Source organism: Methylorubrum sp. B1-46, assembly GCF_021117295.1.
In the GTDB taxonomy this organism is placed as follows: Bacteria; Pseudomonadota; Alphaproteobacteria; order Rhizobiales; family Beijerinckiaceae; genus Methylobacterium.
On sequence record NZ_CP088247.1, the window covers coordinates 1,300,565 to 1,323,150 of the forward strand.

Genomic DNA, 22,586 nt, shown 5'->3' on the forward strand with positions numbered 1-22,586 from the left:
CATCCTAAGAACGGATCGAGCTCGCCATCCGGAACGCTAAGAAGGCCGGACGCTCGACTGCGGAGGAAACATGAACGAAATCGTCAAGCCGGACTCCCTGATCGTCGCCGAAGCCGAGAGCCTGACGGAAACCTTCTTCGGAGGCTGTCCGCACGATTGCCCCGACACCTGCTCGATGCTGTTCGACGTCAAGGACGGACAGCTTCAGGGCGTGCGTGGCAACCCGGATCACCCGATGACCCGCGGTGGTCTCTGCGTGAAGCTGAAGGATTACGAGAAGCGCCACTATCACCCCGACCGGCTGCTCTACCCGATGAAGCGAGTCGGCCCGAAGGGTTCGAAGGAGTTCGAGCGCATCACCTGGGACGAGGCGCTGGACACCATCGTGACGCGCTGGAAGGCCATCATCGACCAGTACGGGCCGCAGGCCATCGCGCCCTACAGCTACCTCGGCAACCAGGGTCTCGTGCACGGGCTGAACGGTGGCGACGCCTTCTTCAACCGCATGGGCGCCACCGTGACCGAGCGCACCTTCTGCGGCGAGGGCTCCTGCACCGCGTGGCTCCTCACCGTCGGCCCCACGGCGGGCCTCGACCCTGACAGCTACATCCACTCGAAATATATCGTCATCTGGGCCTGCAACTCGGTCAGCACCAACCTGCACCACTGGGCCATCGTGAAGGACGCCCAGAAGAAGGGCGCCAAGGTCGTCGTGATCGACACCTACGCTTCGCGCACCGCCAAGGCTGCCGACTGGCACATCGCGCCCAAGCCCGGCACCGACGGCGCGCTGGCCATGGCGCTCATCAACTCGATCATCGAGCAGGGGCTCGTCGATCAGGACTACGTCGACAACTACACGGTCGGCTTCGAGGAGCTAAAGGAGCGGGCCGCTCCCCGCACGCCCGAATGGGCCGCGGAGATCACCGGCGTCTCCGCCGACGACATCCGCAAGCTCGCCCGCGAGATGGCGACCGAGCAGCCGGTGGGCATCCGCATGGGTGTGGCGCTGGAGCGGCACTACGGCGGAGGCCAAACCATCCGGGCGGTCTCGTCCATTCCTGCGCTCACCGGCGCTTGGCGCCATGTCGGCGGCGGCGTCACCCAGTTCGGCGTGTGGGAGCACCCCTACAAATTCGACGTCATCTGCCGTCCGGACCTGATCCCGGAAGGCACCCGCGTCGTCTCCAACCTGCAGATCGGCCGGGCGCTGACCGGCGAGATGAAGCTCGACCCGCCGATCATGTCGATGATGTGCTGGAACTCGAACCCCGTCACGCAGGCGCCCGAGACCGACAAGATCGTCGAGGGGCTGATGCGTGAAGACCTGTTCATGGTCTCCGCCGAGCACTTCATCTCCGACACGGCCTCCTACGCCGACATCCTGCTGCCCGCCACGATGGGCGCCGAGATGGAGGACATGATTCTCTCCTGGGGGCACCTCTATCTGACCTACAACACCAAGTGCGCGGAGGCGCCGGGCGAGGCGATCCCGAACAACGAGATCTTCCGGCGGCTTGCCGCGCGGCTCGGCTTCGAGGAGGAGAACTTCAAGTGGAGCGACAGCGAGTGCCTTGAGCACTACGTCGACTGGTCGTCGCCGGCCTGCGAGGGCATCGACCTCGCCTATATGCGCGAGCACGGCTTCGCCCGACTGAAGGTCGGCACGCCGGACGACCGGGCGCCGCATCGGGAGGGGAACTTCCCGACGCCGACCGGCAAGTGCATGCTGAAAGTGGATGGCGCCACGAACTTCGTCGCCCCCCCGTTCCGGCAGATGTACGAGGGCTTCCAGCCGGGCGAGGTCCTCGACCCGCTGCCCGATTACCTCGGCCCGCGCGAATCCCACACGAACGACCCCGAGTTGGCCAAGCGCTTCCCGCTCAACATCGTCTCGCCCAAGAGCCACTACTTCCTGAACTCCTGCTACGCGAACATGGAGGACAAGCAGAAGGGCCAGGGCGAGCAGTTCGTGATGATCAACCAAGCCGATGCGGACGCTCGCGGCATCCGGGACGGCGACCGGGTCCAGGTCGGCAACGACCGCGGCGCCTTCAAAGGCGTGGCGCGGATCACCGACGACGTGAGGGCCGGGATCGTGGTGGCGACGCTGGGCTACTGGCGCCAGCACAACGAGGGCACGGTCAACAGCATCTCGTCGGGGGCCTTCACCGACATGGGCCACGCGCCGTCGTTCTCCGACAACCTCGTCGAGGTCTCGCGGGCGAACTAAAGCATCGTCCCGAAAGGTGGCCGCCGGCTTTCGGGAGAAGACGATGCAAAAACGATGCTCTAGGGCCGTATCCGACCTGATCGCATCAGGCCGCCGGAAAGCGCCCTCGCCGAACGACTTTCCGCGCGGGCACCCTTCCGAGGGGCTCGCGCGAGCGCGATCGGTCTGTTCGGCTCAGAGTGCCTCACGAAACGCCCGGCCACCGACCGTTCTCGCTCGGGCGAGCACAGCGCGGCGGGCGTTTTGTGAGAGACACGAAGCCTCATGAGGCACGATCTCAGGCGGATGCCTTCGACGGATGTCCAGAACGAGCGGCTTCCGCAGTAATGGGAAAGATGATCTCGGCATGAGCGACATTACGACAGTTGCGAAGGCGTTCTTCCACGCTTGCGAGACGGGCGGAGGGTGGGAGGCCTGCGAGCGCTACTGCACCCCGGCCGCGACCTTCTCGGCCCAGGCCGACGCGCTCGCTGGCGTGACCTCGCTACGGGACTACACCGAGTGGATGAAGGGGCTCCTGACCTTCGTCCCCGACGGTCGGTACGAGGTGAAATCCTTCGCCACAGATGAGGAGCGCCGGAACGTGGCGGCCTATGGGATTTTCCACGGAACCCATACCGGCGAAGGCGGCCCCTGCCCGCCGACGGGAAGGAGCACTTCGACCGACTACGTCTACGTCATGCAATTCGAAGGCGATAAGATCGTCGGGGTGACGAAGATCTGGAACGACGCTCGGGCCGTGAGGGAGTTGGGCTGGGCTTAGAGCAGGGGACAAAACCGGAGTTTGACGGGTTGAGCAGGCATGGATGCTCTCGTGCCCGACGATCTCTGGGCGGTGACGCCCGAGCCGCTCGCTGTTCTCGATGCCTTTGCGGGCGATGCGCGGTACGATCCCGCGCGCCCGACACTCCTGGCGCCTCGCCCTGGCATCGTAGGCCTTGTCGGCGTGCAGCTTGCCGGGCCGCCTGCGTGGTCGCCCGCGCCGTCCCTTTCGCAGGGGCGGGATGGCGTCGAGGGTCTGGGCCCTCATCACGCTGTCGTGCCGGTTGGCCCCGCTCAGGCGGAAGCCGCGCGGCGTGCCGCGCGCATCGGTGACGAGGTGGCGCTTCGTACCCGGCTTGCCCCGGTCCGTCGGGTTCGGGTCGGTGGCAGAGCCCCTTTTTTGGCCGGGACAGATGCACTGTCCAGGCTCGCCCGGCTCCCGTCGATCTCACCGGCCGCGTGAAGGCGCTCCAGCAGGACTCGATGCAGGCGCGCCCCGACACCCGCCTCCTGCCAGTCGCGCAGCCGACGCCAGCCACTCATCCCGCAGCCGCAGCCCATTTCAGCCGGCAGCCCAGGGCAACCCGGAGCGCAGGACGAACAGGATACCGGTCAGCGCCGCCCGGCTCTCGATCGGACGTCGGCCGCCCTTCGGACGCGGCCGGGGCGGCGGCAGATGCGGGGCAATCTCGCGCCAGAGATCATCGGGCAGAAGCGGACGTGCCATACCAACCAACGCCCGACCAAGCGGTCCCTGCCCGTTCTGTTAGGCGCTCTTAGTGTCTCTCACAAAACTCCCGACGCGCCGTCATTGCCAGAGTGACGACGGCCAGAGAGCGGGAGTTTTGTGAGGCACTCTTAAGCCTCAGCGGCCGAGGATATCGGCCTCCGCCGTGACCACGGCCTCGGCCTGCTCACCCGCGACAGCCCGATCGGACTTGCGCTTGAGGAGGGCGCCGATGCCGATGACGAGGACGGCGCCGAGGGCACCCGCCACGACATGCAGACTGGGCTGCAGAGCGGTGGGCAGGGCCTCGATCACGTGCTGCTGCACCATCCGATCGGTGACGATCATCTCGCCCGCCACCCAGCCGAGAAGCCCGCCGCCGAACCAGATCAGCATCGGGAAGCGGTCGATCAGGCGGGTGATCAAGGTCGCGCCGACCACGAGGAGCGGGACGGAGAGAGCCAGGCCGATAATGAAGAGCTCATCGTGCCCCTTGGCGGCCCCCGCCACGGCGACGACGTTGTCGAAGCTCATGACCGCGTCGGCGACGGCGATCGTCCAGATTGCCTTGGGCAGGCTGGACTGCTCCTTGATACTGCTCTCGTCCTCCTCCTCACCGCGCACCAGCTTCACGGCGATGTGCAGCAGGATCATCCCGCCGACGACTTTCAGCAGCGGCACCGCGAGAAGCTGCGAGATGATGAGGGCGAAGACGATCCGCAGAAGCGCCGCGACCAGGGCACCGACATACACACCGATCCGCCGCTGCCGCTCGGGCAGCCCACGGCAGGCCAGGGCGATGACCACGGCGTTGTCGCCCGACAGGAGGATGTCGATCCAGATGATCTGGAGAAGGGACAGCAGGAAGGAGGAACTGAGATAGGTGTCCACGATTCGCGCGCTTTCGCTGTCCCGGCCCGTCGCGGCGGTGCGAACGCCAGCGTTCGCACCGTGGTCTCACAGGACGATGAGGATGTTCGGTGAGGCCGGCCGCATCGCTAAAAGTGCCTCACAAAATTCCCGGTCACCGACGGCTCTCGTTCTGGTGAGGACAGCGCGGCGGGAGTTTTGTGAGAGACACTAAGGGGAGCGCCGGCTCGATGGGCTTCTTCGACGGAGGGATACCGGATCGCTGCGGGTCACACAGCGGCGTCCGCCGAAGGCCGGTCCCGCCGGCAACCTGCCCGGGACCGGCCCTCGAAGGCGTGTCAGGGATTGCCCTCGGCAGCGGACCGGAGGACGGGCGTCCAGCGGGCGACCTCGCTCTCGACGAGCTTCTGCAGCGCGTCGGGCCCGGCCTCGGCCTCCTTCGGCACCGTACCGCCGAGTTCGAGGATGCGCTTCTTCGCGCCCGGATCCTTGAGCGCGGTATCGAGGGCGGCGACGAGCTTGGCCCGGACATCGGCCGGCAGGCCCTTCGGTGCGAAGACGGCGTTCCAGGCGCTGACTTGGTAATCGGGCAGGCCCGCTTCCTTCGTGGTCGGCACATCGGGCAGGCTCGGGGAGCGCTCAGGGGTCGCGATCGCGTAGGCCTTGATCGTGCCGCCGGTGATCTGCGGGGCGACGTTGACGATCTGATCGGTCATAAAGTCGACCTGCCCCGCCACCAGGTCGTTCAGCGCCGGCCCGGTGCCGCGATAGACGACGAGCGTGGGCTTGGCGCCGATGAGCGAGTTGAACAGGATGCCCGTCGAGTGCGAGACGGAGCCGACGCCGGCATGGGCTTGGTTGACCGAGGCGCCGCCGCTCTTCAGTGCCTCGACGAAGCCCTTCAGGTCAGGGGCCGCCATGGATTTCTTGGCTACGATGACGATCGGCGTGCCGGCGGCCAGCCCGATCGGGTCGAAGCTCTTGGCGGGATCGTATTTCAGACCCTTGAACAGGGCCGGCGCCGCGCCGTGCGTGCCCATATGGCCCATCATGATGGTGTAGCCATCGGGCGAGGCCTGCGAGGCTCGGGTGATGCCGGTCGTGCCGCCGGCGCCCGTCACGTTCTCGATGACGACCTGCTGGCCCAGCGCCCGCGACATCGGCTCGGCGACGATGCGCGCGACGACGTCGGTCGGGCCGCCGGCCGCGAACGGCACCACCATGGTGATCGGGCGCTGGGGGTAGGTGTCCGCCGCTGCCCCGAAGGCGGCGAGCACCGACAGGAGACTGATCGCGAGAGCCGTTCTCATGGTTTCCTCATCCCTTCCTGATGTCGTCTCTTCGGAGCGTTCCGGGCCCCTCGGGCACCGGGCGCTCAGGCTTCTGTGAAGACCTCGTCGCGGCTTCGCCGCAGCGAGGGCAGCAGCGCCAGCGCCAGAATGGTGAAGGCGACGAGAAACAGCACCGCGCTGACCGGACGCTCGAGGAAGACCATGGCATCGCCGCGCGACAGGGTGAGCGCGCGCCGAAGATATTCCTCCATCAGCCGGCCCAGCACGAAGCCGAGCAGGAGCGGCGCGGGCTCGAAGCCGAACTTGATCAGCGCGTAGCCGAAGATTCCGAAGGCCGCGATCAGCATCACGTCGGTCGGCAACGCGTTGATCGAGTAGATGCCGATCGAGCAGAACATCAGGATCGCAGGGAACATCAGCCGGTAGGGCACCTTCAGCAGGCGCACCCAGATGCCGACCAGCGGCAGGTTGATGACCAGCAGCATCAGGTTGCCGATCCACATCGAGGCGATCATGCCCCAGAACAGGTTGGGGCTCTTGGTCATCACGCCGGGCCCCGGAACGATGCCGTGGATCGTCATCGCGCCGACCATCAGCGCCATCACGGCATTGGGCGGGATGCCGAGGGTGAGGAGCGGGATGAAGGCGGTCTGCGCGCCCGCGTTGTTGGCGCTCTCCGGGCCGGCGACGCCCTCGATGGCGCCGCGGCCGAAGCGGCTCGGATCCCGCGCGATGCGCTTCTCGACGGTGTAGGCGGCAAAGGGCCCGAGGACGGCGCCATTGCCAGGCAGGATGCCGAGCGTCGCCCCGATCGCGGTGCCGCGCAAGGTCGCGGGCATCGCCTGACGCAGATCGACCAAGCCCGGCAGCAGGCGGCCGATGCGCGCCCGCGCGATCTCCCGCGTCTCGGTCTGGTCGAGGTTGCGCAGGATCTCCGCCACCCCGAACAGGCCCATGGCCAGCACGGAGAAGTCGATGCCGTCCGTCAGAAAGGTGAAGCCGAAGGTCATCCGCTCCTCGCCGGTCTCGAGGTCGGTGCCGACGCAGGCGAACAGGATGCCGACCAGGATCATGGCCACGGCCTTGAGCACGGAGCCGTGGGCGAGGACGACGGCGAAGGCCAGCCCCATCACCATCAGGGCGAAGTATTCCGCCGGCCCGAAGATCAGCGCGAGGCGGGTCAGCGGCGCGCCGAGCGCCGCGATCAGCAGCGTGGCGACGGTGCCAGCGAAGAACGAGGCGATCGCGGCCGTGCCGAGCGCGATGCCGGCCCGGCCCTGCCGCGCCATCTGATGCCCGTCCAGCGTGGTGACGACCGAAGTCGCCTCGCCGGGGATGTTGACGAGGATCGCGGTGGTCGAGCCGCCGTACTGCGCCCCGTAATAGATGCCGGCGAGCATGATCAGCGCGCCCACCGGATCGAGGCCGAAGGTGATCGGCAGGAGCATGGCGATCGTGGCGATCGGCCCAACGCCGGGCAGCACGCCGATCAGCGTGCCGACGAGGCAGCCGAGGAAGCAGAGCAACAGGTTCTGCAGGCTCAGCGCGACGGCGAAGCCGAGACCGAGATTGGAGAGGAGATCCGGCACGGGCTTGCGCTTCCGATCAGGCAGTCATCGAGTGCCGGGCGACGTCGGTCTCGCCGCGCCGGGCCGACCGGCGTTGCAGGACGAGCAGACAGAGCCCTATCAGGGCGAGCGTCCCGGCCATCAGCCGCAGGAGCACCCGCGAAGGAATCGTTCCGCTCGCCGCCTCGACCAGGGCGCTGGGAAAGAGCGGAATCGGCAGGTTGAGCAGATCGCCGAACAGCAGCATGCATCCGGCGGTGAGAAGCAGCGCCAGGATCAGAAGCTCGCGGAACCGCGCCTCGGGGCTGGCATAGCCCGCGAGGATGACCGCGAGGGGACCGGCGACGATCAGGCCGAGGCCGGGCGTGGTGACGGGGCCGAGGGTGGCGGGCCGGATCGTGGCCGCGAAGGCGAGGATGGCCAGGACGACGACGACCGGACCGCGCAGGCCGACGGCCTGAAGCCCCTCGCCGCCGCGGACGAAGCCCGTCACGGCCAGCACGACCCCGCTGGCGGCCACGCCGATCGCCACCCAGTGCGGCAGCATGCCGGGACCCATCGCACCGAGGGTGCCGCGCGGCAGATCACCCGTGGCCCAGACGCCGAACACCCCGAGCAGCACGAGGCCGAGGCCGGCCACCACGTTCTGCGGTATGCGCGAGAGCGCATGTCCCGCCCCAGCGCCACTCGACCGGTCGCTCATTGTCCCCTCTCAAACGGGCATGCCCGCACCGGCGACTCCGGTGTGCGCTGCACATCGGGAACGACCGGTCCCTCCCCCGAGGAATTTTGTCTGAAGCCTATGCTGCAAAGCCAAGATTCCGCAAGAGCTTGCGCCCGCGAAATGCTGTCGTTCCAAACCCATTGTTGCCGACAACAGACCCGGCGGCCGCCACGCCGGCCCCGCTCGACAGCGCCGAGACAAGCCGGCAGGCCTTGCTCGCCACGGCGCAACGGCCGTTTCGATCAGAGATACGGACGCGTCGGGTTGTCGGTCGAACGGCGTCGATGTCTGAACCCTTTTCTGTGATTGCGCGTTTGCCTCCCCGGTTTAGCAGTTTAGGGGAGAGGACGAATGTCCATACGTAAGGTTCTCGTCGCGGCGGCCGCCCTCGGCACACTGATGATCCTCAATGCTCCGAGCCATGCACAGGGGTTCCGGATCGGTCCCGGCGGCGTGGAAATTGATGATGGCCGCGGCTATCGCGAAGAGCGTGAGGAGCGCCGCTATCGCCGCATGTGCCGGGACCTTCGCGATCGCTGCGAGAACAAGGACATCTACGGCGAGGAAGGTCAGGGCAATTGCCGGCGCTACCGCCGCATGTGCGGCTAAGCGCAACGAAAACTTGTCATCGCTCAGAGCGATGTCCGGCCCGATCGCATCGGGTCGGACATGGTCTAAGGTGCGTCGGCTCAAGGCGCCGGCCCCCATGGAGCGGCCGCGGTCAGATGAAGCCGTGCGCGCGCAGGGCCTCGATCGACGAGGCCGCATTCCGATGATGGATGAAGACGCCGCCGGCCGCCTCCCAGCGATGCCGGTGCGTGGTCCAATCGTCGACCAGCGCGTCGCCGGGACGGCAATGCTCGCGCTTCAGCGCGGCGGTCGTCGCGATCATCGCCACACCGGGGAAGTGACGCTCCGCCCAGCGCCGCTTCTGCGGCTCGGCCCAGTTCCCCCGCGGCAAACCGGTGAGGATGACGGGCCGGCAGGCCTCGACCGCCTCGTAGAGTTCCCGCGCATCCGGCAACGGATCGAGGTCGGCGAAGAAGTCCGGCGCGGCCGCCAGCCGGTTCCAGAACTCCTTCAGGCCGAACCGGTCCTGGAATGCCTCCGGCGACATCCCGAGCACGCGGGTGGCCCCACGATCGAAGTCGGCCAGGACCCCGTCGCAATCGAGAAACACCGTCGGCATCGCAGCGTCGCACCCTCCGTCGTCTGGCCGCTGCCTGGCAGCGCGGCCCCATCGCAGCCCCTTCGCAGCCCTCTCGCAAGGCCCGACGGACAACGCGCATCGACGGCTTCGGCTCGCCGCGGCAGCGAAAAGCCGCGGCCTCCATCCCGATCCGCCGATCGCGGCGCGGTGCACCGCGGCGGGACCCGTGTTGCGAGCCTGTCCGGGCTGCGATAGCTCGCTCCGGCGAGCGGATGGACATGGACAGCAGCAAACACACTCTCGTGCTCGTGCGGCACGGCCAGAGCGAGGATAACGAGCGGGAGCTGTTTTCCGGATTGCGGGATCCAGCCCTGACGCCCCGCGGCACCGAGGAGGCCGCTGAGGCCGGCGCCACGCTCCGGTCGCTCGGATATCGCTTCGACGCGGCGTTCACGAGCCGGCTCCGGCGGGCTCAGCACACCCTCGCGCTGATCCTCGATGCGCTGGGCCAAGCCGATCTGCTGGTGCACGCGGACGCCGCCCTGAACGAACGGGATTACGGAGCGCTGGCGGGCCTCAACAAGACGGAGGCACGGGCGCAGTTCGGCGTCGAGCAGGTCCGCACCTGGCGGAAATCCTACGACGCGGTGCCGCCCGGCGGCGAGAGCCTGGCGATGACGGGCGCGCGCCTGTGGCCGTACTTCGAGCGCGCCATCGCCCCTCGCGTGGAAAGCGGCGGCTGCGTGCTCGTCGTCGCCCACGGCAACTCGCTGCGATCGCTGCTCATGCGCCTCGACCGCATCGAACCCGAGCACATCGAGGTCGTGAACATCGGCACGGCCGAGATCCTCGTCTACCGTTACGACACGGCCACCCGAACGCTCGCCCGAGCGGCGGCGATTCCGACGAAGACGAGCGCGTGATCGATCGTCGCAACGCGGCTCGGATCGGCTTCGCCGCGACGCGGTCGGCGCAGGTACCGTGGCCTCACGCGGCCCACAGCGTGCGAAGAAATCCCGCGCGCGGGCACGTCAGGGCTTAGTGTCTCTCACAAAACTCCCGCTGCGCCGTCATTGCCAGAGTGACGACAGTCAGAGACCGGGAGTTTTGTGAGGCACTTTTAGACCGGCCCCTTCGCCTGATCATTACCCAGATACGTCGCGAGATTGCGCCGGATGCGCTCGATCGGCACTTCGGCCGGATCAGGCAGGACGAAGGTCTCCTGTGTGATGGTCTCGTAGGCGCGGATGTAGACCGCCGCAGCGCCGAGCACGACCTCGGGCGGGATCTCGGGAATCGGATCGCGGTAGGGATCACAGCGCGCCACGACCCAGTTGCGGACATAGTCCTTGTCGAAGCTCTCGGGCGCCGTCCCGGCCGCGAGCCGCTCGGGATAGCTTTCCGCAAACCAGTAGCGGCTGCTGTCCGGGGTATGGATCTCGTCGGCGAGCACGATCCGTCCGTCGGCGTCGGTCCCGAACTCGTACTTCGTATCGGCGAGGATGAGGCCGCGCTCGGCGGCGAGTGCCTGGCCGCGGGCGAACAGCGCCAGCGCCGCCTCGGAGACGGTCTGCCATTGTGCGGCCGTCAGCAGGCCCTGTTCCAGGATCGCCTTCTCGCTGAGCGGCTCATCGTGTCCGCCATCCGCGGCCTTCGTCGTCGGCGTGATGACCGCTTGCGCCAGACGCTCATGCGCGCGCAGGCCGTCGGGGAAGCGGTGGCCGTACATCTCGCGCTCGCCGCGCTGATAGCGGGTGAGAATCGAGGTGGAGGTCGTGCCCGCCAGATAGCCCCGCACCACGACCTCCACCGGCAGGATGTCGAGCCGTCGCCCGACGACAACGTTGGGGTCCGGATAGGCAAGCACGTGATTCGGACAGATGTCGGCGGTCCGCTCGAACCAGTAGCGGGCGGTTTGCGTCAGCACCTGCCCCTTGAAAGGAATGGCGGCCAGCGGGCGATCGAAGGCGCTGATCCGATCGGTGGTGATCAGGATCCGGCGGCCGTCGGCCAGATCGTAGTTGTCGCGAACCTTGCCCCGGTAGCGGTTCGGCAGCCCAGCGATCTCCGCCTCGTCCAGAACGTGATGCGCGTATGGCGCGAGGGCGCTTGCATCCTTCATTCGTCTCACCCGCTCATGTCAGGAAGGGAGTTCAAGCACGCCTCGTAGCAGGGAAGCGCCCCATCGTCGCCGCGGAAGGAGGCGCAGCGCTCCTGTCTCCGGGGCCGCCCGGCGGACCCGCAGGCGCTGTGAACAACCCTTCCCCGACGGCTCCGCTCACGACGATCCTCGTTTGCGCAGGGTATCGGGCCTCTTTCCGGAGCCTCGCGCCGCAAGGCGGCCCGGAGCGGGCCGCCGGCATCATTTCCAAAGCCGCGCCCGCGTGCAAAACTTCTCGCTCGACCCTGCGGAAGGCCGTGCCCCCGGCTTCGGCCGGAGAGACCCTTCGGACAAACGGATCGGAGCGCGATGCCATCGTCCGAAATCGATGCGATCCGGGCCCGCCTCGCCGCCCATCCGAGGCCGGCCGACCTCGCCGCACGGCGGGTGCGGATCGATGGCCTCGGAGCCGGCTACGCGCTGCCGCCGGACGTGATCGTCGAACCGGTCGATGCGCACGGCGTGCCCGCGGAGTGGACGCGCACGCCCGCGGCTCGAAGCGACCATGTCGTGCTGTTCCTGCACGGGGGCGGCTACGTCTCCGGCTCCCTGACGAGCCATCGCCACATGGTGGCGCAGGCCGGGCGCGAGGCCGGTGCGCGCACCCTCGCGCTCGACTATCGGCTCGCGCCCGAGCACCCGTTTCCGGCCGCCCTCGAGGATGCCCTGGCCGGATACCGGTTCCTGCTCGATACCGGCATCGCACCGGCACGAATCGCGTTCGCAGGGGAGAGCGCGGGAGGCGGCCTCGCGCTGGCGACGGCCCTGTCGCTGCGGGAGGCGGGACGGCCGCTGCCGGGTTGCCTGTGGCTCAGTTCACCCTGGACCGACCTCGCCCTGACCGGTGCCAGCCTGGAGACCAAGGCCGCCGTCGACCCGCTGCTGAGCCGGGCCTACCTGTCCGAACTGGCGAACCTGTACCTCAACGGCGCCGATGCGCGCGGGCCACTCGTCTCGCCGATCTACGCCGACCTTGCCGGATTACCGCCGATGCTGATCCAGGTCGGCTCGGCCGAGACCCTTCTCGACGACGCGGTTCGACTGGCCGCCGGTGCGGGGGGCGCGGACGTTTCCGTGCATCTCGAGATCTGGCCGGCCATGATCCATGCCTGGCATCTCTTTTACCAGGAGGTCGCGGAGGGTCGGCGCTCGCTGGCCGCGGCGGGGGCCTTCATCAGGGCTCATCTCGACGGTGCTTGAGTAGGCGGGGTGTCGAGGCGGACGCGATCCGAGATCCGCATCCGATCCGCGGGCGCCGGGGCGGCGTCCTCAGGCTCCTGTTTCGACGCGCACGCTCTGGCCCAACCGGGCTCGGCTTCGTCGGGAGGAGATCTCCGGCTCGGGCCGCCGGTTGAGCGGCTACTCGCCTCGGACCTGACGCTGATCGCGCTCCAATTGCTGCAGCAACTCCGCCAAGCGTGGATCGAGCACCTCGTCGAGCACGGGTTCATACAACGCCTCCAATTGTCGCCCGAGCCGCAGCCGCGTGCGGGCATCGAGGATCGGCGTCTGCTCGACCGCGGGCGCCGATGGCGGGTTCACATCAGGATTGGCGTTCATCGGGGATTGGCACTCGACGCTCGCAGGGGACGGCTGCAGGAAGCCTTGATCGATCTCAACGCTTGAACCGGGTTTTGGACCAACGAGGGCAGGTGCCGGCATTCGATCCGCGAGGCACGCCCGGCTGATGGGTGTTTGGCCGTTGATGCCGCCATGCGGGCGCTACCGGTTATAGCGGATCAGGAAAGGTGAGGTGGCGGCCGAGCGCAATTGCATCTTGCCTGATGATGTGCGCCGCCCATCCGAGGGCATCCCGAAAAGGCCACATCCCCGGTGATGCGTGCATAATACGCCCAGCGCGCTTGCGTCGCAGAGATTTATAATTCAAAAATCCGAGTGGCTGTCGGCTCAGGTGCAGCTGCGCCCGTCGCGTTATCAAAGTCGCTGGTTGTTGCTGCCGGTTGGTGTGTCGGACCACGAACGGCCCGAGCAACGCCGTCGGGGGGCGAACGGTGCAGCCGTCTGGTCCTCGAACCAAAAAACAGGCCGCGTGCCGAAACGTGCGCCGCGAGAGGAGACGCTATGAGAGTTGCCGTGCGGGCCGCGATCGCGGCCCTGTTGTTGTCTGCTGCCCCGGCCCAGGCTTGGGAACCGACGAAGCCGATCGAGATCATCGTCCCCTTCCCGCCCGGCGGATCGTCCGACCAGATGGCGCGCACGATCCAGGGGGCAATTCAGAAGAACAACCTCGTCAAGCAGCCGATCATCATCGTGAACAAGCCCGCCGCAGCGGGCGGCGAGGCGATGCTCGATATCCAGAAATCGGCCGGCGACCCCCACAAGCTCATCACCACGTCGAGCGGCATCTACATGACGCCTCTCTCCACCAAGCTTCCGGTGAGCTGGAAGGATTTCACCCCGATCGCGATGATGGCGCAGGATGCCTTCGTGCTCTGGGTCAACAGCGAGAAGCCCTACAAGACGGCCGGTGAATTCTTCGAGGCTGCCAAGGCCGCCAAGCCGCCGCTCAAGACCGGCGGCAATGGCTCGAAGCGCGAGGATCACCTGATCTCCGTGACGATGGAGCAGGCAACGGGCACGAAGATCACCTACGTGCCCTACCAGGGCGGTGGCCCGGCCTCCGTGCAGCTCGCCGGCGGCCATATCGATGCCAACATGAACAACCCGGCCGAAGAGGTCGCCAACTGGCGCTCCGGCGCGGTGAAGCCGCTCTGTGCCTTCTCCGACAAGCCGATCGAGTACACGCAGAAGGTCACCGCCGAGATGGCGTGGTCCGACATCCCGACCTGCCAGTCGCAGGGCGTGAACGTCACCTATCAGATGCTGCGCGGCATGTTCATGCCCGGCAAGGTCACTCCGGAGCAGCAGGCCTTCTACGTCGAGCTGTTCAGGAAGGTCACCGAGACCCCGGACTGGAAGTCTTATCTCGAGCGCAATGCGCTGGTGCCCGATTTCCGCTCCGGCCAGAGCTTCGTCGACTTCCTCACAGAGGACGAGCGCAAGCACAAGGAGCTGATGACCAAGGCCGGGTTCATCGCGGCGAACTGAGCCCGCGCCCGGCTGCGGTGCTGGCCGTTTCGTCGAAGGGCGGCGCGGCCGAGGCGAACACCTGTTCAGGAACTGCCCGACATGACCGAAGCCTCTCCCCCGCTCCCCGAGCGCGGCCTGTCGCGCCGCGCCGTCGAGATCGTCGTGGCGCTGCTGCTGCTCGGCCTTGCCGGGCTGGCCCTGTGGGATTCCTACGGGCGGGGTGCGGGCTGGGACAACGGGCCGGAAAACGGCTTCTTCCCGGCCCGCGTCGCCGCAATCTTGGGCGTCGCGGCCATCGCCGCCCTCGTGAGCGCCCTGCGGCGGGAGGACAGCATCTTCGTCACCTACAGCCAGCTCCGGCTGGTGGCCCAGGTCTTCGTGCCGCTGTTCCTCTACCTGCTGGGGATCGCCTTCCTCGGCATCTACCTGTCCTCGGCCCTGTTCATGGCCCTGTTCATGGTCACGCTCGGCGCCTTCCGCTGGTGGCAGACGGCGCTCGCCACCGTGCTCGTGCCGCTCGTCATCTTCTGGGTGTTCGAGCAACAGTTCCGGGTTCCGCTGCCGAAGGGACCGATCGAAGCCTTCCTCGGCTACTGACCTGACCGGCCTGCGGCGGAGAGTATTTCCATGGACGACCTCAACCAGCTCCTGCTCGGCTTCCAGGTCGCGCTGACGTGGCACAACATCCTGTTCATGGTGGTGGGCGTGCTGCTCGGCATCGTGGTGGGCGTGCTTCCGGGTCTCGGCGGCCCCAACGGCGTCGCGATCCTCCTGCCGCTGACTTTCGGCATGGACCCGACCTCAGCGATCATCCTCCTGTCGTCGATCTACTGGGGCGCCCTGTTCGGCGGCGCGATCACCTCGATCCTGTTCAACATCCCCGGCGAGGCGTGGTCGGTCGCCACCACCTTCGACGGTTACCCTCTGGCGCAGAAGGGGCGGGCCGGCGAGGCCTTGACGGCGGCCTTCACCGCCTCCTTCATCGGGGCGCTCTCGGGCGTGGTGCTCATCACCTTCGTGGCGCCGCTGGTCGCCAAGTTCGCCCTGCGCTTCGGCCCGGCCGAGTTCTTCGGCGTCTTCTTCCTCACCTTCTGCTCGTTCATCGGCATGGGCCGGGAGAACAAGGCCAAGATCATCGTGTCCCTGGCACTGGGCTTCCTGCTCGCGGCAGTCGGCCTCGACACCATCTCGGGCGATCTGCGCCTGACCTTCGGCACGCCCGAGCTGATGAAGGGCTTCGACTTTCTCGTCGTGGTGATCGGCCTGTTCGGCGTCTCCGAGATCCTGCTCACCATCGAGGAGGGCCTGCACTTCAAGGGCAAGCGGGCGGCCATGGATCTCGGCGTGGTCCTGCGCACCTGGGCCTCGCTGCCGCGCTACTGGGCGACGCTGATCCGCTCCTCGGTCGTGGGCATGTGGATGGGCGTCACCCCGGGCGGCGCGATCGCGGCCTCGTTCATGGGCTACGGCCTCGCCAAGCGCTTCTCCCGCCAGCCCGAGGAGTTCGGGCGCGGCGATATCGAGGGCGTGCTGGCCCCCGAGACCGCGGCCCACGCCGCCGGCACCTCGGCGCTCCTGCCGATGCTGGCCCTCGGCATCCCCGGCTCGGCCACCGCGGCGGTGCTGCTCGGCGGCCTGATGATCTGGGGCCTGCAGCCCGGCCCGCTGCTCTTCGTCGAGAAGAAGGAGTTCGTCTGGGGCCTGATCGCCTCGATGTATCTCGGCAACCTCGCCGGCCTCCTGATCGTGCTCGCGACCGTGCCGGTCTTCGCCGCGATCATGCGCATCCCCTTCGCGCTGGTCGCACCGATCATCCTCGTCGTCTGCGCCATCGGCGCCTTCACGGTCGAATCCTCGCGCTTCGACATTTGGCTGATGCTGATCTTCGGAGTGGTCGGTTACGTCTTCAAGAAGCTCGACTATCCGCTCGCCCCCCTCGTGCTCGCGCTCGTCCTCGGCGATCGCGCCGAGGACGCGTTCCGCCAAGCCTTGCTCGGCTCGGGCGGGGACCTGTCCGTCTTCTTCTCGAACGGCCTCGTCTCGAGCCTGATGGTCCTCGGCCTGCTGCTCCTGTTCTGGGGGCCGCTCGGCGACCTGCGCAAACGGCTGGCGCGCAAGGCCGGCCTCACCCGGCCGGCCCCGGTCGCGCGTTGAGATGCAACCAGGCCTTCGAGAGCCAATGCGGCGTCGTGGAGCAGCGGCTGGACGAAGATCGCGGCCTTCGCGACGACGCATCTCGACCCTGAAGCTCGCCCCGGCTCAGCTTCTCCTTGCATACGAGATTGCCTACGGGTCTGCGATGCCTGCACTTTGTGCTGGCCTCATGCGTGCCCATGCTCTTGACCTGCAAGGGCTCAAAGAGCCTCGTAAGGCTGAGCCGGCCCAAGCAAGACTCTGTCAGCCCCTGGCGAACCTTCTGTGAGTCGAGCGCTGGCTTGCTGAGGGACGCGCGAGCCTCGAATGCATCGATGATGGTGTTTATCAGCTCGGCCTCAAGGGTGGCGAATTGTCGAATTGAGCCTTGGTGTTGTTGGCAACCTGCGTCACGAGAGCCTCGGACTCGAGCATTATGTCCCGAAGCGTCGTTACGTAGCTCAACTGGTCGCCGTCGGTCGTGTCGACGCCGAACAGGTCATTCACGCGTGCGATGATCTCGGCGAGGAGCGCCTTTCCCTTCTCCTGCACCGAGCCCGATCCCGGTCATCGGCGTCAGTTTCGTCTCGTCGCAGCCCGAGACATCGGCCGGCGCTGCCCTCATTCTTGAGGCTGTGGTGGGTCAACGTCACCTTCGAGAGATCGTCCCCTTCTCGCTCGGGCCCGAAGTCGAGCAGTGGACCGCGCTGACCGGCGTGTTCGACGACGGCCGCATCGCGCTCGACAACAACCCGGTCGAGCGGGCGCTACGGTCGGGCGTAAGAACAACCTCTTCGCCGGATCCGACCGCAGCGCCGAGCGCGCGGCGGCCTTCTACACCCTGATCGAGAGCGCCAAGCTCAACGGCCTCGACAGCCTGGCCTACCTGCGCGACGTGCTTACCCGTATCGCCGATCATCCGGCCAGGCGGTTGGCCGACCTGCTGCCCTGGAATTGGACGCCAGTCGCTCAAGCCGCCCGATCATCAGGCCCTCCGCCGACCGCATACTTCTGAACGGGGTCTCAGACCGCTATCCCAAAAAAGCCTCTACCTCCGAGTCGTAACCCGACTTCTGCAGCCGTTGCTGCAGCTCGCGCTTCAGAGTGCACAACGCCTTCGACAATCATGCCGCCAGCCGCAGGGATCCGGTCAGGCGTCGCCGCCCTCTGGTTCCGTTCTGGACAGAGGCTGCGCGGCGACCTCACGATAAAGTGCCACATAGGCGCCGCCTACCTGTTCCGCCGTGGGTAAGTCGAGTTGCGTGGCCTTATGCTTGCGGTAGCGGTTTGGGTTCGCGTCGAGCTTCCGCAGAACGTTCAGCAAGCCTAACACGTTCGACACGTCAATTACGAACCCGTTCACACCTTCCTTGACGCATTCACTGAGCGCGCCGCGATCCGACACGACGACCCATTTTCCGAGGGAGATCGCTTCTCTGACGACGAGGCCGAAGCTCTCGACGCAGATCGATGGCGCGAGGACTACATTCAATTGTCCATAGAGATCCGCAATGCGCGCCTGCTTGATCTTGCCGATGATCGTAACTTCGTTCTCGCCCCAGTTCTCCCTACGGATCTGTCCCTCGATCACGGCGTGATCGACCAGGGTAAAGCGTAAGTTCGGGAACGTGGAGTGGCAAAGTACTTGGTGGAGCAGATCGCTTCCCTTTGCCAAACCGAGGCCACCGAGCAGGCCAATGGCTAATGGCCCGACCGCTGGCCCGTCCGTCGCATGAAACTGCGTTACAGGATTGGCGATGACGTCGACCCTCACTCCGATCCGCTCCCGATAGAGCCTCGCGAAGTAATCGGACACGCTGATGATCCTGTCGACCGATGCGAGCGCCTGCCTCAGTCGCAGGAGCCGGTTCGGATCCCCCCATACGCCGCCCTGCTCAACGAGCGTCCCATCCGGCCGGACCAGAAATTGATTGTCCGACACCCACCAGCCGTCATGAACCGTGACGATCGTAGGAATGCCGCGCTCGCGCGTCTCGTCGAGCAGACTCGCCGTGAGGTTCTGTATGCAGTGGAAATGGACGACGTCCGGTTTAAACCGGTCCAAGAATTCCACGAATGCGGCCCGCGACAGCCCATCGTCCTCCGCGGCGCCTTGGCTCCGGGTGCTCGGCGCGACCAAGGTGACATCGCAGCCCAAAGCTGCGTAGCGCTCATGCGCGCCCTCGTAGCCTGCATGGGCGAGCGAGCCAAACACCTCAACCAAGCACCCCTGCCGGCCTAGTTCCTGCGCGAGGGTCTCAACGATGCGGGTCGCGCCGCCGATTGTCTGCGGGGCAAAGTAGACGTTGACTTGCGCGACCTTGAGCTTGTCGGTCCGCGCTTTGCACTGCTCCGGTTGGAATTCCGCCAGACGGGTCGCTAGCGCGCTGCCCATCGTCTCTTCGTTGTACTTCGCCGTCACGGTGCGTTGCGCCGCGGCAGCCATGGCGCGTCGGACGGACGCGTCGCGCACGAGTTTGTTGAGAGCGTCGTACCATTCGGCCTGGTTCGAGGCGAGCAGCCCGTCGACCCCTTCGTGCACAACGTCCTCGTAGTTGCTCGACCGGCTCACAACCGACGGCACGCCGACCAGTGCTGCCTCCATCCATTTTATCTCGCTCTTGGCGTCAGCGAAGGCCGATCCGTCGAGTGGTGCAATGTTGATGTCGGCGCGCGCAAGTACCTTAAGGTAATCGCGGAATACCGCGATCGGTTCGGCGCGCTTCACGCGCGCTCCGAATGATTCGAAGCTCTTATCGAGAGTTAATGGCCCAACAATCTGCAGGTCGACCGAGGGATGGCGCTGCATGATGGCGACAATCGCCTGTGCCGCGCCATTGTAAAAGTTGCCCGTGTGACTGCGGCTGCCGCTTCCATAGAAGATCGTAATTCGGCCCGGATGCGGCGCGTGCCGGGTCTCTGCTTGCACCGGCGCGTAGTCCGCCTCAAGGAACCCGTTGCGGTGCGTGAAGGCAATGCCGGTGCGAACGAGCTTGGCCAGTTCGTTCGTGATTTTCTCCGTGGATCCGATTCCGTAGCTGCATGCACGCGCCGCGCCAGCGAGGAGGATCGGATCGAGCACGAACCTGCCCCATTCCTCCTTCGTCACCAGTCCGCCCATGCTCTCGAGCGGCGGCGGATAATTATCGGGATCGATGATAAGGTCATCGACCTCGTATATCGTCTGAATTCCAAGCCGATTGCAGTATTCAATGAGTTCGTAGATCTCCGGCGCCCCGGGCACACGGAAGAAAATTACGCTTCCAAATCTCGAAGCCTGATCGCGAAGGCGCCTTGGATCATTCGCATCAAACCATTGTGCTTCGATACCGTTGGCGGCCAGTTGCTGCAGCTTGTGATCAACCCGATAGCGAAAGCATTGCCGCGGTTCCGTGAACGCGAAGATTGCTACACGCTTCGATGACACGGCTTGTGTGACGACGGGACCGAGGGAGAAAGAGACTGCCTTCTGCGCGCTTGAAGCCAAAATATGACGAGTCAGTTCGCGAGCCTCCTCAACCTGTCGGCCAGCGGCCATCTTCACGAGCATTCCATGCTCGCGAGCAAACAGCCGCTTTGCGTAGCTCATGCCGATCGGCCGGAGATGATACATATCGGGCACGACCATCAGAACGTTGCCGAGCAGCGTCAGCGCACGTTCAAAGTCACCGAATGAGGCTAAAATGTCGGCCGCGTTGACAGCTGGCCCGACTGCTTCCGAGTCGTGCGCTAGAACGGCTTCATAGAGCTTCAGCGCCCCGTAACGTTCGCCTGATTGCAGCTTCAGATCAGCAAGAGCACCTAAAGCTTCCGTGTCCACCGGGCACTTGTGAGCTCGGATCTCCAGGCAGAAAATCGCTTTGTCTATCGCTCCTCTACTTACGAAGTATCGCGCTATTGTACCGATATCCAAAAAGTTGATATCAATGCTTGCTAGCATCGATTGAAATTCTTCGGCGGAACTTGATAGAAAAGACAAAAACGCACGGTAATCAGCCGCTCTGTGCGCATACTTATCATTCGAAAGTGTCGACGAAAAGTAGCGGGGCAGCGACCCTGAATAGCCGACACTTCCGAGATAAGCCTGAGCCGAGGCGAGGCGGTTTTCACCCAGTCCGTAGATCAGCCAGTGCTTGTAAGCCGCTTCATCTGGCAGGTGCACAAGATCTGGGTATAGATCACGATAAAATACAGGGTCAAAGCTAATCCCTGGATTGAAGCGTCTAAGACTTTTGTACCCGATTGTCCGAAAATGCTCTTCGGTCGCATCTGACAAACTTAAGTCTGGATTTAACGCAAAATAACTTTGCTTCGAAAAGTAATTCTGCCAAAGTCCGTCTCCGAGTTTTTCGTAAATGGCTTTGTTTGGAGGGCCCAACGCGTTTCTAAACGCCAATTTTATTTTTTTTATTCGTACTTTTATGGACTCGCTCACGTTTATCTCTTTTATTTAATTTTAAAATTTGCGCGGACGATCAGAGAAATTGTCTGCATGCAAATACATTCGGGCGCGTACGGTCATGCAAATAGTGTCAAGCAATTGCCGCAGGATGCGTCGTCTCTAGCAGCGGTCATGGCTCCATGTCCATATGGCGCACGCGTGGCAGCCATGGTGGTTCGTGTGATCCCTCTTCAGGGCACCCCGCCGTGCCATTCGACCTCACCCGGTCACAAATCTCGGGATCGATGCATCCAGCAGGGCGAGTGCAGCCGGTCGGACACCTCGAAGTTCCCCTTCCGCTTGGCGCGGTGGCGTGATTCCCTGACATTGTCGGTACGGGGAGGCTGGGATGGATTAGCCAGGGTTTTTTGATCTGAATGAGCACTATCAGCGTCTAGCGGAGAACGGCGATCCGTTTGTGAAGCTCGCGGCTCAGATCGACTTCGAGGCGCTCCGGTCGAGGTCGGCAACCGTACTGAAGCGATCCGATGATTCGAAGGGCGACGCCTGGCTGAAGGGCAAGGGTTATCTCGCGATGTCGGGGCAGATCATCGACGCCTCGCTCATCGCCGCTCTGCGCCAACGCAACATGGATGCGGATAAGGTTGATCTGAAGGAGGGCCGGATCCCGCGGATGCGTGGGCGGCCAAGCCGAAAAAGCTCGCGCAAAAGGCTCGTGACGTCCACTGGAGGCTGAAGCGGGCCAAGGCGCGACCGCCTATAGCGGGGCACAACTGGCCAACGTTCTCGATCCGACCAACACGGCGAGCGAGGTCTGGGCCGACACGGCCTGCTCGAAGACCAACGAGGCCCATCTGGCCCAGCATGGCCGGCGTTCGAAGATCAACTTCCGGCGGCAGCCCGGCCACGATCTGACGGCGTCCCAGCGCAAGGCCAACCGCGTCCGATCCAAGGTTCGCTCTGCCGTCGCAACGGTCTTTGCCGGCCAGAAGCATCGATTCGGCCGATTTGTGCGCACCATCGGTCTGGCCAGAGGCGAACCAAGATTGGACTGGCCAATCTTGCCTATAACTTCAAGCGCTTCCCATGGATCGAAACGCAGCCGGTCGCGGCCTGAGAGAGGCTCGGGAAGGCCCCCATGCCTGTTCACGACCACCGCCAGACTGCCGAGCGTTCAGGTCCAAGCCGACCGCATCGTCAAAACACCCTGCGCAACGCCCCGAGAGACGGTTCTTCGAGGTGTTCGGCTGGTGCCGGGCCGCGGGGCATCCGGTCGGGCTGCCCGACCAGCCCGCCTCGGTGGCGGTGACCGCCGCCCCGCTCGCCGACCACACGGGCCGCGTTGCCGCGGCGCTCGAGGATCTCACCGAAGCCCAGGAAGCCGAGGAGCGCCTCCTCCACGAGGCGCGCCGCATCGCCACCGAGATGACGCATCATCGGACCGGGTCGAGCGCCTGCAAGCAGATAGCGTTCGTGCTGGCCGAGACGCATGCCGATGCGGGGCTAACCTGAT

General features: G+C 65.6%; 18 protein-coding genes and 3 pseudogenes. 11 read left to right on the forward strand and 10 right to left on the reverse strand.

Going from position 1 to position 22,586, the window contains the following annotated elements; translation table 11 throughout:
- Positions 1–70: 70 nt before the first annotated feature.
- On the forward strand, positions 71–2,233 hold the full coding sequence (locus LPC10_RS06230) for a molybdopterin-dependent oxidoreductase (RefSeq protein ID WP_231345923.1): 2,163 nt from the start codon (positions 71–73) through the stop codon (positions 2,231–2,233).
- A gap of 346 nt (positions 2,234–2,579) precedes the next feature.
- Complete coding sequence (locus LPC10_RS06235) at positions 2,580–2,996, forward strand: ester cyclase (protein WP_231345924.1); 417 nt, start codon at positions 2,580–2,582, stop codon at positions 2,994–2,996.
- A 69-nt stretch (positions 2,997–3,065) separates the two neighbouring features.
- Here LPC10_RS06235 and LPC10_RS06240 read toward each other — a convergent pair.
- From LPC10_RS06240 to LPC10_RS06260, 5 genes and pseudogenes are all read right to left on the reverse strand, one after another.
- A pseudogene (locus LPC10_RS06240) lies at positions 3,066–3,722 on the reverse strand (IS5 family transposase); the annotation flags it as partial.
- A 138-nt stretch (positions 3,723–3,860) separates the two neighbouring features.
- Positions 3,861–4,613 (reverse strand): TerC family protein, encoded by a 753-nt coding sequence (locus LPC10_RS06245; protein ID WP_231345925.1) that lies wholly within the window; start codon positions 4,611–4,613, stop codon positions 3,861–3,863.
- Between the two features lie 317 nt (positions 4,614–4,930).
- On the reverse strand, positions 4,931–5,902 hold the full coding sequence (locus LPC10_RS06250) for a tripartite tricarboxylate transporter substrate-binding protein (protein ID WP_231345926.1): 972 nt from the start codon (positions 5,900–5,902) through the stop codon (positions 4,931–4,933).
- A 65-nt stretch (positions 5,903–5,967) separates the two neighbouring features.
- Positions 5,968–7,473: a tripartite tricarboxylate transporter permease gene (locus tag LPC10_RS06255; protein ID WP_231345927.1), complete on the reverse strand. Its 1,506-nt coding sequence runs from the start codon at positions 7,471–7,473 to the stop codon at positions 5,968–5,970.
- Between the two features lie 16 nt (positions 7,474–7,489).
- Positions 7,490–8,155, reverse strand: a complete 666-nt coding sequence (locus LPC10_RS06260; RefSeq protein WP_231345928.1) for a tripartite tricarboxylate transporter TctB family protein — start codon at positions 8,153–8,155, stop codon at positions 7,490–7,492.
- Positions 8,156–8,533: 378 nt separating this feature from the next.
- Between LPC10_RS06260 and LPC10_RS06265 the strand changes: the two genes are divergently transcribed.
- On the forward strand, positions 8,534–8,785 hold the full coding sequence (locus tag LPC10_RS06265; protein ID WP_231346978.1) for a hypothetical protein: 252 nt from the start codon (positions 8,534–8,536) through the stop codon (positions 8,783–8,785).
- A 112-nt stretch (positions 8,786–8,897) separates the two neighbouring features.
- Here LPC10_RS06265 and LPC10_RS06270 read toward each other — a convergent pair whose 3' ends face one another.
- A complete protein-coding gene (locus LPC10_RS06270) occupies positions 8,898–9,365 on the reverse strand; it encodes a hypothetical protein (RefSeq protein WP_231345929.1) in 468 nt (155 codons plus the stop codon).
- A 239-nt stretch (positions 9,366–9,604) separates the two neighbouring features.
- Between LPC10_RS06270 and LPC10_RS06275 the strand changes: the two genes are divergently transcribed.
- A complete protein-coding gene (locus LPC10_RS06275) occupies positions 9,605–10,249 on the forward strand; it encodes a 2,3-bisphosphoglycerate-dependent phosphoglycerate mutase (RefSeq protein WP_231345930.1) in 645 nt (214 codons plus the stop codon).
- Positions 10,250–10,446: 197 nt separating this feature from the next.
- On the opposite strand, the gene LPC10_RS06280 is transcribed toward LPC10_RS06275, so the two are convergent.
- Complete coding sequence (locus tag LPC10_RS06280) at positions 10,447–11,448, reverse strand: phosphoribosylaminoimidazolesuccinocarboxamide synthase (protein ID WP_231345931.1); 1,002 nt, start codon at positions 11,446–11,448, stop codon at positions 10,447–10,449.
- A gap of 348 nt (positions 11,449–11,796) precedes the next feature.
- Between LPC10_RS06280 and LPC10_RS06285 the strand changes: the two genes are divergently transcribed.
- Positions 11,797–12,687 (forward strand): alpha/beta hydrolase, encoded by an 891-nt coding sequence (locus tag LPC10_RS06285; RefSeq protein ID WP_231345932.1) that lies wholly within the window; start codon positions 11,797–11,799, stop codon positions 12,685–12,687.
- A gap of 159 nt (positions 12,688–12,846) precedes the next feature.
- Here LPC10_RS06285 and LPC10_RS06290 read toward each other — a convergent pair whose 3' ends face one another.
- On the reverse strand, positions 12,847–13,047 hold the full coding sequence (locus tag LPC10_RS06290) for a hypothetical protein (protein WP_231345933.1): 201 nt from the start codon (positions 13,045–13,047) through the stop codon (positions 12,847–12,849).
- Positions 13,048–13,569: 522 nt separating this feature from the next.
- On the opposite strand from LPC10_RS06290, the gene LPC10_RS06295 reads away from it, so the two are divergent.
- The 3 genes from LPC10_RS06295 (at position 13,570) to LPC10_RS06305 (ending at position 16,692) form a co-directional block, all read left to right on the forward strand.
- Positions 13,570–14,556, forward strand: coding sequence for a tripartite tricarboxylate transporter substrate binding protein (locus tag LPC10_RS06295; protein WP_231345934.1), 987 nt, complete (start codon positions 13,570–13,572; stop codon positions 14,554–14,556).
- Between the two features lie 81 nt (positions 14,557–14,637).
- Positions 14,638–15,135, forward strand: coding sequence for a tripartite tricarboxylate transporter TctB family protein (locus tag LPC10_RS06300; protein WP_231345935.1), 498 nt, complete (start codon positions 14,638–14,640; stop codon positions 15,133–15,135).
- 30 nt (positions 15,136–15,165) lie between these two features.
- The gene (locus LPC10_RS06305; RefSeq protein ID WP_231345936.1) at positions 15,166–16,692 is read left to right on the forward strand and encodes a tripartite tricarboxylate transporter permease; all 1,527 of its coding nucleotides are present in this window, start codon (positions 15,166–15,168) and stop codon (positions 16,690–16,692) included.
- A gap of 327 nt (positions 16,693–17,019) precedes the next feature.
- Here LPC10_RS06305 and LPC10_RS06310 read toward each other — a convergent pair whose 3' ends face one another.
- The gene (locus LPC10_RS06310) at positions 17,020–17,223 is read right to left on the reverse strand and encodes a hypothetical protein (protein WP_231345937.1); all 204 of its coding nucleotides are present in this window, start codon (positions 17,221–17,223) and stop codon (positions 17,020–17,022) included.
- Positions 17,224–17,366: 143 nt separating this feature from the next.
- Between LPC10_RS06310 and LPC10_RS06315 the strand changes: the two are divergent.
- Positions 17,367–17,686, forward strand: a pseudogene (locus LPC10_RS06315) (transposase domain-containing protein); the annotation flags it as partial.
- A 135-nt stretch (positions 17,687–17,821) separates the two neighbouring features.
- Here LPC10_RS06315 and LPC10_RS06320 read toward each other — a convergent pair.
- Entirely contained in the window at positions 17,822–21,106 is a 3,285-nt protein-coding gene (locus LPC10_RS06320; protein WP_231345938.1) for a glycosyltransferase, read from the reverse strand.
- A gap of 379 nt (positions 21,107–21,485) precedes the next feature.
- On the opposite strand from LPC10_RS06320, the pseudogene LPC10_RS06325 reads away from it, so the two are divergent.
- Both LPC10_RS06325 and LPC10_RS06330 read left to right on the forward strand, forming a co-directional pair.
- Positions 21,486–22,190 (forward strand): annotated as a pseudogene (locus LPC10_RS06325) (hypothetical protein).
- A gap of 122 nt (positions 22,191–22,312) precedes the next feature.
- The gene (locus tag LPC10_RS06330; protein WP_231345939.1) at positions 22,313–22,585 is read left to right on the forward strand and encodes a hypothetical protein; all 273 of its coding nucleotides are present in this window, start codon (positions 22,313–22,315) and stop codon (positions 22,583–22,585) included.
- Position 22,586 lies beyond the last annotated feature (1 nt).